Annotated in this window: 7 protein-coding genes and 1 pseudogene; 5 read left to right on the top strand and 3 right to left on the bottom strand. The window is 70.8% G+C overall.

Features of this window, described 5'->3' with window-relative positions; all coding sequences use genetic code 11:
- A partial coding sequence (tilS, locus tag ABD211_RS27735) for a tRNA lysidine(34) synthetase TilS (RefSeq protein WP_344138231.1) occupies nucleotides 1–679 on the top strand: 679 nt, incomplete at its 5' end.
- Between the two features lie 364 nt (nucleotides 680–1,043).
- Here tilS and ABD211_RS27730 read toward each other — a convergent pair.
- Nucleotides 1,044–1,997, bottom strand: a complete 954-nt coding sequence (locus tag ABD211_RS27730) for a GlxA family transcriptional regulator (RefSeq protein WP_344138228.1) — start codon at nucleotides 1,995–1,997, stop codon at nucleotides 1,044–1,046.
- Nucleotides 1,998–2,236: 239 nt separating this feature from the next.
- On the opposite strand from ABD211_RS27730, the gene ABD211_RS27725 reads away from it, so the two are divergent.
- The 4 genes from ABD211_RS27725 to folE all read left to right on the top strand — a co-directional run bounded on the left by ABD211_RS27725 (nucleotide 2,237) and on the right by folE (nucleotide 6,033).
- The gene (locus ABD211_RS27725; RefSeq protein WP_344138226.1) at nucleotides 2,237–2,362 is read left to right on the top strand and encodes a hypothetical protein; all 126 of its coding nucleotides are present in this window, start codon (nucleotides 2,237–2,239) and stop codon (nucleotides 2,360–2,362) included.
- Between the two features lie 96 nt (nucleotides 2,363–2,458).
- On the top strand, nucleotides 2,459–3,055 hold the full coding sequence (hpt, locus tag ABD211_RS27720) for a hypoxanthine phosphoribosyltransferase (protein WP_344138223.1): 597 nt from the start codon (nucleotides 2,459–2,461) through the stop codon (nucleotides 3,053–3,055).
- Between the two features lie 222 nt (nucleotides 3,056–3,277).
- The gene (gene ftsH / locus ABD211_RS27715) at nucleotides 3,278–5,338 is read left to right on the top strand and encodes an ATP-dependent zinc metalloprotease FtsH (protein ID WP_344138220.1); all 2,061 of its coding nucleotides are present in this window, start codon (nucleotides 3,278–3,280) and stop codon (nucleotides 5,336–5,338) included.
- A gap of 77 nt (nucleotides 5,339–5,415) precedes the next feature.
- A complete protein-coding gene (gene folE / locus ABD211_RS27710; RefSeq protein WP_344138234.1) occupies nucleotides 5,416–6,033 on the top strand; it encodes a GTP cyclohydrolase I FolE in 618 nt (205 codons plus the stop codon).
- A 1-nt stretch (nucleotide 6,034) separates the two neighbouring features.
- On the opposite strand, the gene ABD211_RS27705 is transcribed toward folE, so the two are convergent.
- Both ABD211_RS27705 and ABD211_RS27700 read right to left on the bottom strand, forming a co-directional pair.
- Entirely contained in the window at nucleotides 6,035–7,183 is a 1,149-nt protein-coding gene (locus ABD211_RS27705; RefSeq protein WP_344138217.1) for a hypothetical protein, read from the bottom strand.
- An 83-nt stretch (nucleotides 7,184–7,266) separates the two neighbouring features.
- Nucleotides 7,267–7,746 (bottom strand): annotated as a pseudogene (locus ABD211_RS27700) (hypothetical protein); the annotation flags it as partial.

Below are 7,746 nucleotides of genomic sequence, written 5' to 3'. Positions count from 1 at the left end.
GGCCGCGCGCGACGCCCGCTACACCGCCCTGGTACGCGCGGCGCGCGCGCATGCGGCGGGTGCCGTGCTGGTCGGCCACACCCGCGACGACCAGGCGGAGACGGTGCTGCTCGCCCTCGTGCGGGGCGCGGGGCCGCGCGGCCTGGCCGGCATGCCGCCGGTCCGTTCGCGCGACGGGGTGCCGTTCGTCCGCCCGCTGTTGGACGTGTCCCGGGAGACGACCCGCGCGGCGTGCGCCGCCCTGGGCCTGTCGCCGTGGGACGACCCGCACAACGTCGACCCGGCGTACGCCCGGTCCCGCGCCCGCGCCCTCCTCGGCGACGTGGTGAAGACGCTGGGCCCGGCGGTGGTCGACAACCTGGCCCGCACCGCGACCCTCGTCGCGGCCGACACCCGCGCCCTGGACGCCCAGGCCTTCGACGCCCTGTCCGCGGCCCGCACGCCCGAGGGCGCCCTGCGCGTGTCCGCCCTGGTCGACCTGCCGGACGCGATCCGAACCCGCGTCCTGCACGCCTGGGCGCGCGATCTCGGCGTCCCCGGCGCGGCACTGTCCTACGTGCACATAGCGGCGGTCGACGCCCTCCTGACGTCCTGGCACGGCCAGGGCCCGATCCCCCTCCCCGGCGCCCTCACGGTCACCCGCACAGGTGGCCTCCTCCGCGCCACCCCAGACCCGTAACCCCCGCTCCAGGGCTCCGGTCCACGCGCACATCTAACTGCAGGCGCGGCCCCCGAGCGCGTCAGTTTGTGCACATCTGGCGGGGATGGGCCGCCTCTGCTCGCCACATGTGCACATCTGGCGGCGGTTGGGCCGCCTCTACTCGCCACATGTGCACATCTGGCGGCGGATGGGCCGTCACCACTCGCCACATGTGAGCATCTGGCGAGGGCCCGCAGCGCTGGACTCGCTACAAGTGCACTTGTGGCGCGAGTGCGCGCGATCTTGGGACGAAACGGCCGCCCGGGCGACGTTTTCGTCCCAAGATCGCGTGAGGCGGGCCGCCAGACGTGCGCTTGCCGCCAGCCCGAGCACGGGTCGCGGGTCAGGTGGGGCAGAAGGTGGCGCGGTAGTTGTGGGGGGTCGCGCCCACGCGGCGGGTGAAGTGGTGGCGGAGGGTGGCCGCGTCGCCGAAGCCGGCGCGGAGGGCGACCGACTCGACGCTCAGGGTCGTCTCCTCCAGGAGGCGGCGGGCCAGGAGGACGCGCTGGCCCGTGAGCCAGTCGAACGGGGTCGTGCCGGTCTCCGCGCGGAAGCGGCGGGCGAACGTGCGCGGCGACATGTGGGCGCGCGTGGCCAGTTCCTCGATGGTGCACGGGTGGTGCAGGTTCTCCATGATCCACGTCAGCAGCGGGGCGAGCGTGGGCGCGTCGGGGGTGCGGGGCAGCGGGGCCTCGACGTACTGCGCCTGGCCGCCGTCGCGGTGCGGCGGGACGACCATGCGGCGGGCGAGCCGGGTGGCGACCCCGGAGCCGTGCTCGCGCCGGACCAGGTGCAGGCACAGGTCGATCCCCGCAGCGGTGCCGGCGCTGGTGAGCAGCGGGCCGTCCTCGATGTAGAGGGCGTTGGGGTGGACCTTTGCCCTGGGGAAGCGGGCCGCGAGCTCTGCCGCGTACTTCCAATGGGTGGTGCATTCGCGGCCGTCGAGGAGGCCGGCCTCGCCGAGGAGGAACGCCCCCGAGCAGACGCTGATCAGGTAGGCGCCGCGCGCCGCGACGGCGCGCAGCGCCTCGCCGACGGCGTCGGGCACGGGGGAGCCGACCGGGTGCGCGGGCACCGCGACCAGGTCGGCGTCCGCCAGCGGCGAAAGGTCCGCGTGGGGCTGGAGCATGAACCCCGATCGGGTACGCACGGCGGCGCCGTCGGGCGAGCAGACCTGGAAGTCGTAGCTGGGGAAGCCGTCGACACTCCGGTCGGTGCCGAAGACCTCGCACACGACGCCCAGCTCGAACGGGGCGACCTGGTCGAGCACAACCACGGCGACGCGACGGAGAGCCATGTCGCCTCCTCCCTCCGGCCGGCGTCGCCCCATGCCTGACGCTGAGCTGATGGGACCTCGCTTCGCTCGGTCGTGTGATGAGGGTAACTCTTTCACTGGCAGGATGTCGATGCTGTGTGGCATTCCTGCCACTGTCCGGGAGGGCAGGACAGGAGCATCCTTATTGATGAAACCGGTGCGCACCGGCGACGAAATCCATAAACCACCAGCAAACCCTCATAGCGAAGGGCTTCGTCGCCATGGAACTCCTGCTCATGCTTGTTCTCTTCGTCCTGCTCCCGCTCGCCGTCGCCGTCGGGGCCACGGCCGACAGCCGCGACCACCTGTCGGCTGGCGCGCCACACGGCGGTCGCCGGATCCCGTGACACACAGCACCCCGTGAGGTGACCGCTACGTAGCGGCGCTCACGGGGTGCACCCCTTCCCCGGTGCGCCAGGGCCCGATGCGGCAGGCTGTTAGTCATGGGCGAAGGCAAGGGCACCTCGGGTACGACCGCTGTGGCGGATCACGCCGACATCGAGCGCGTCGTGGTCAGTGATGACGAGATCTCCGCGAAGATCGATGAACTGGCCAAGCAGGTGGCCGCTGACTACGCCGACGTGGACAGCGTCCTGTTGGTGGGCGTGCTCAAGGGCGCCGTGATGTTCATGGCCGACTTCGCCCGGGCGCTGGGTCGCCACGGCCGGCCGGTCGAGCTGGAGTTCATGGCCGTCTCGTCGTACGGGCAGCGCACCACCTCGTCGGGCGTCGTGCGCATCCTCAAGGACCTGGACCGCGACATCGAGGGCCGGCACGTGATCGTCGTCGAGGACATCGTCGACTCGGGCCTGACCCTCAACTGGCTGCTGAAGTACCTGGCCAGCCGGTCGGCCGCGACGGTCGAGGTGGTCACGCTGGTACGCAAGCCCGAGGCCGTGAAGGTGGACGTGAAGGTCCGTTACGTCGGCTTCGACATCCCGAACGAGTTCGTCGTCGGATATGGCCTGGACTACGCCGAAAGGTACCGGGAGTTGCCGTACATCGGGGTCCTTCGCCCGGCGGTCTACTCTCGGGGGTGAGTTGCGCCGCACCGCGGCGCCGGTTATGTCTGTTCTGTAGCGGCCCTGCCGGATCCGGCGGGGCCATTCTGGCGAGCACGGTGTACCTTCGAATGACCGGACGGCGTCCAGGCCGCACCGGTGTCGTGTTGGCCACCACCAGCGCGGCGGTTGTGCAGGTCAGCGGGGATTTCCGCGTCGTGACTGATCGGGAGGGTTGAGCGCGGCAGCGCTCACAACAGCATGGAACGTACCCGAGGCATCTTCCGCCGTCCGGTGATCTGGTTGCTTCTGGTGATCGCCGGCGCGATCGCGCTCAGCGCGATGTTCACCGGTGGGCCGGACTTCAAGCGCACGGACACGTCGCTCGCCATCTCCCAGCTCTCGGCTGGCAACGTCAAGACCGCCGAGTTCGAGGCGCGCGAGCAGAACCTGAACCTGGTCCTCAAGCAGAAGATCACGGTGAAGGGGGTCTCCACAGACCACATCACCACCCAGGTTCCCGCCGAGTCCAGCGATGAGATCTACACGCAGTTCATCACGGCGGCCAACGAGAAGCAGATCGAGTCGTTCAACACGACCGTGACCCAGGACAGCATCCTGCTGAGCCTGCTGGTCAACCTGCTGCCGATCGCGATCCTGGTGATCCTGCTCCTGCTGTTCATGTCGCAGATGCAGGGCGGCGGCTCCCGCGTGCTCAACTTCGGCAAGTCCAAGGCCAAGCTGATCACCAAGGACACGCCCAAGACGACGTTCGCCGACGTGGCCGGTGCCGACGAGGCCGTCGAGGAACTGCACGAGATCAAGGACTTCCTGCAGAACCCCGCGAAGTACCAGGCCCTCGGCGCCAAGATCCCGAAGGGCGTCCTGCTCTACGGCCAGCCGGGCACGGGCAAGACCCTGCTCGCCCGCGCGGTGGCGGGCGAGGCCGGCGTCCCGTTCTACTCGATCTCCGGTTCCGACTTCGTCGAGATGTTCGTCGGTGTCGGCGCGAGCCGCGTGCGCGACCTGTTCGAGCAGGCCAAGGCGAACGCCCCGGCCATCGTCTTCGTCGACGAGATCGACGCCGTCGGCCGCCACCGCGGTGCCGGCCTGGGCGGCGGTCACGACGAGCGCGAGCAGACGCTCAACCAGCTGCTCGTCGAGATGGACGGCTTCGACACCAAGGGCGGCGTGGTCCTGATCGCGGCCACCAACCGGCCCGACATCCTGGACCCGGCCCTGCTGCGCCCCGGCCGCTTCGACCGGCAGATCGCCGTCGACACCCCGGACATGGAGGGCCGCAAGGCCATCCTGCGGGTGCACGCCAAGGGCAAGCCGTTCTCGCCCGACGTCGACCTCGACGCGGTGGCCCGGCGCACGCCCGGCTTCACCGGCGCCGACCTCGCCAACGTGATCAACGAGGCGGCTCTGCTGACCGCCCGCCACGACAAGCGGGCGATCACGAACGAGAACCTCGAGGAGTCCATCGACCGGGTGATCGCCGGCCCGGAGCGCAAGACCCGCGCGATGAGCGACCACGAGAAGAAGATCACGGCGTACCACGAGGGTGGCCACGCCCTGGTCGCCTGGGCCATGCCGCAGCTCGCCCCGGTGCACAAGGTGACGATCCTGCCGCGCGGCCGGTCGCTGGGCCACACGCTGGTCCTCCCCACGGAGGACAAGTACACCCAGACCCGCGCCGAGATGATCGACACCCTGGCGTACGCGCTGGGTGGCCGCGCCGCGGAGGAGCTCGTCTTCCACGAGCCCACGACGGGTGCCGGCAACGACATCGAGAAGGCGACCGGCATCGCCCGCGCCATGATCACGCAGTACGGCATGAGCTCGAAGCTGGGCGCCATCAAGTACGGCACGAGCAACGACGAGCCGTTCCTGGGCCGCCAGATGGGCCACACCCGCGACTACTCCGAGGCGATCGCCGCGGAGATCGACGCCGAGGTGCGCGCGCTCATCGAGACGGCGCACGACGAGGCGTGGGACATCCTCGTGGAGTACCGCGACGTCCTCGACAACATCGTGCTGGAGTTGATCGAAAAGGAAACGATCACCAACCAGGACATGGCCCGGCTCTGCGCCCGGGTGCAGAAGCGTCGCCCGATGGCCCCGTTCAACGGCTTCGGCAAGCGCCAGCACCCGAACGAGGAGCGCCCGCCGGTGCTCACGCCCGCCGAGATGGAGGCCCTCAAGGTCTCCGCCGCGGCGGACGGCATCCAGGCCTACGCGGCCAACGGCGGCACGGATGCGCAGCGCTCCGCGCCCGCCACGGGCGAGGGCCAGGCGAACGGGGACGGTTCCCTCTGAACCGCGTCGACGGTGCGTCGGACTCCGTCGCTGATGGTTCGGCGACGGAGCCCGACGATTCCAAGGTCCTGGACTTCCTGGCCGCGCGCCTGGTGAACGGCCGCCTGACGGGCGGCCCGATCGAGGACTCGGTCGACCTGGCCCGCATCGAGAAGGCCGTCCGGGAGATCCTGATCGCGATCGGCGAGGACCCGGACCGCGACGGCCTGGTGCGCACCCCGGGCCGGGTGGCCCGGGCCTACGCGGAGCTGTTCGCCGGGCTGCGGGTCGATCCGCGCGAGGTGCTGACCACGACGTTCGAGGCCGACCACGACGAGCTGGTGCTGGTGCGCGACATCGAGGTCACCTCGACGTGCGAGCACCACCTGCTCCCGTTCACCGGCCAGGCGCACATCGGTTACATCCCGGGCGCGGACGGTCGCATCACCGGCCTGTCCAAGCTGGCCCGCCTCGTCGAGGTGTACGCCCGCCGTCCCCAGGTGCAGGAGCGGCTGACGGCGCAGATCGCCGACACGCTGATGGACGCCCTGCAGCCGCGCGGCGTGATCGTGGTCGTCGACTGCGCGCACACGTGCATGTCCATGCGTGGCATCCAGAAGCCCGGCTCCCGCACGGTCACCTCGGCCGTGCGCGGCATCTTCCAGGCCGACGCGAAGTCCCGCGCCGAGGCGATGAGCCTCATCCTGCACGCCTGAGTCACCGGGGCGGGTCCGGCAGGTCGATCGGCGGCGGCGCGGCGGGCAGGCCCGTGCGGCTGTCCAGGCGGGCGAGGTGCGCCAGCTCCTGCAGGTAGCCCTTGACCAGCAGGTCGGTGGCCTCGCCGAGCTCCAGACCCGTCTGGAGCGCCTGCCAGAACTGGTAGAACTCGTACAACGCCGCGCTGCCGAACACCGCCGGCCCGACGATGGTCGGCGCCGTCGCCTCCGCCGCCTGGGCCGCGATGAGCGCCGCGACCGCCATGTCGACGATGCGGACCAGCACGTCCGCCAGCTTGCCGACCAGTTCGTTCACGGTCACGCCGATGCGGCGGTAGCAGTCGGCGATCTGGTTGAGCCACTCCTGGGTGCCGACGTGGGTGAGGCCGAACAGGCGTAGATGCTCCTGGAACGCGTCGGACGCCCTGCCCTGCCAGACGGCCCGGATGTTGATCTGGTTCTCGGCGAAGTTCTGGTTGACGCCCGCGCACGCCCGGCCGATGTTCGTGAACACGTCTGCGAGCTGCAGCATCGCCGGCCAGTTGCCCACCACCGGCTGCACGATCTCGGCGAAGATGTCGATGGGCCGGTCGCACCAGCCCAGCCGGGTGCCGATCTCGGTGAGCTGCCAGACCACGTCGCGGCCCGCGCGGGTGAGGCTCACCGCGTCGCGGCTCAGGTCGATCGGGTTCTTCGCGAAGTCGCCGCTGTGGTCCGGCGGCGGCGTCAGCAGGTTGTTCGGGCGGACCACGTCGGTGAAGAGCGGCACGGGCGGGTCCAGCGGGTCGTAGCGCCGGGTGAGGTTCTCCGGGTGCTCGGCGCCCGGCCGCAGGGAGTCGTTGCGCGCGGCCGCCTTCGTGTCGGTGTCCGAGTAGTACTGAATGGCGCTGACCAGGTCCTCGGCGAGGTAGGCGCCCGGTTTGCCCAGCCCGCGGCGCAGTTGGCTGTCGACGGCCTTCACGACGTTGTCGTGCGCGGGCTTGACGAGCGCGATCAGCGCGCCGGACGCCAGCACCTCGCGCCACGGCAGGTCCTGGTAGGTCTGCAGGTAGTCCGCGCAGGCCTCCACGTCGCCGCGGGCCCGCAGGATCATCCTGGGGAGGCCCGGCAGGTCGCGCACGTCCACAGAGAAGATGGTGTCGTTGGCCATCGTCGCCCCCGTTATCGTCGGATGCCCTTTTGTAGGGCAGCCGGCGCGGGCGCGGCAACGACGGATTCGAGCCTGTGGATAACTCAGCGGAGCCAGGCGAGCAGGCCGAGCCCGCAGCAGAGCACGAGGTTCGGCGCGAAGCAGATGACCGCGCCCAGCCGCGGCGACCGCGGGGCCTGCCCGATCGTGAGGAACCCGGCCGCCCACGCGAGAACGGGGAAGACGAATCCGCACACGGGCGCCCAGTAGACGCCGGTCAGCTCGTCCGAGATGCCGAGAAAGATGATCAGCTGCATGACCAGGACAACCAGGGCGTACGCGCCGTAGATGAGCGCGTTGCGCAGCACCGACGAGGGGGGTCTATCCACAGGCGGCGCGGGCGGCTGGCCGGGCGGGCCCGCGAAGCGTACGCTGCCCGGCTCCGCCAACAGCCGGTCGGCGAGGTCCAGTGTGGAGGCCGCCGTCGCGCAGGCGTCCGCCACGACGGCCGGGCTCAGGTCGCCCAGCGCCGCCCCGGCGCTGGCCACCTCGGCCGGCGTCGGCGCGAGCGGCGGCACGGGCAC

This window comes from Luedemannella flava, from assembly GCF_039528515.1.
In the GTDB taxonomy this organism is placed as follows: domain Bacteria; phylum Actinomycetota; class Actinomycetes; order Mycobacteriales; family Micromonosporaceae; genus Luedemannella; species Luedemannella flava.
This window is presented reverse-complemented; position numbering and strand designations above follow the sequence as displayed.

Excerpts from the sequence above, each read along its gene's own strand:
- ABD211_RS27730 (WP_344138228.1), bottom strand. The coding sequence starts at position 1,997 with ATGGCTCTCCGTCGCGTCGCCGTGGTTGTGCTCGACCAGGTCGCCCCG.
- ABD211_RS27725 (WP_344138226.1), top strand. The coding sequence starts at position 2,237 with ATGGAACTCCTGCTCATGCTTGTTCTCTTCGTCCTGCTCCCGCTCGCC.
- hpt (WP_344138223.1), top strand. The coding sequence starts at position 2,459 with ATGGGCGAAGGCAAGGGCACCTCGGGTACGACCGCTGTGGCGGATCAC.
- ftsH (WP_344138220.1), top strand. The coding sequence starts at position 3,278 with ATGGAACGTACCCGAGGCATCTTCCGCCGTCCGGTGATCTGGTTGCTT.
- ABD211_RS27705 (WP_344138217.1), bottom strand. The coding sequence starts at position 7,183 with ATGGCCAACGACACCATCTTCTCTGTGGACGTGCGCGACCTGCCGGGC.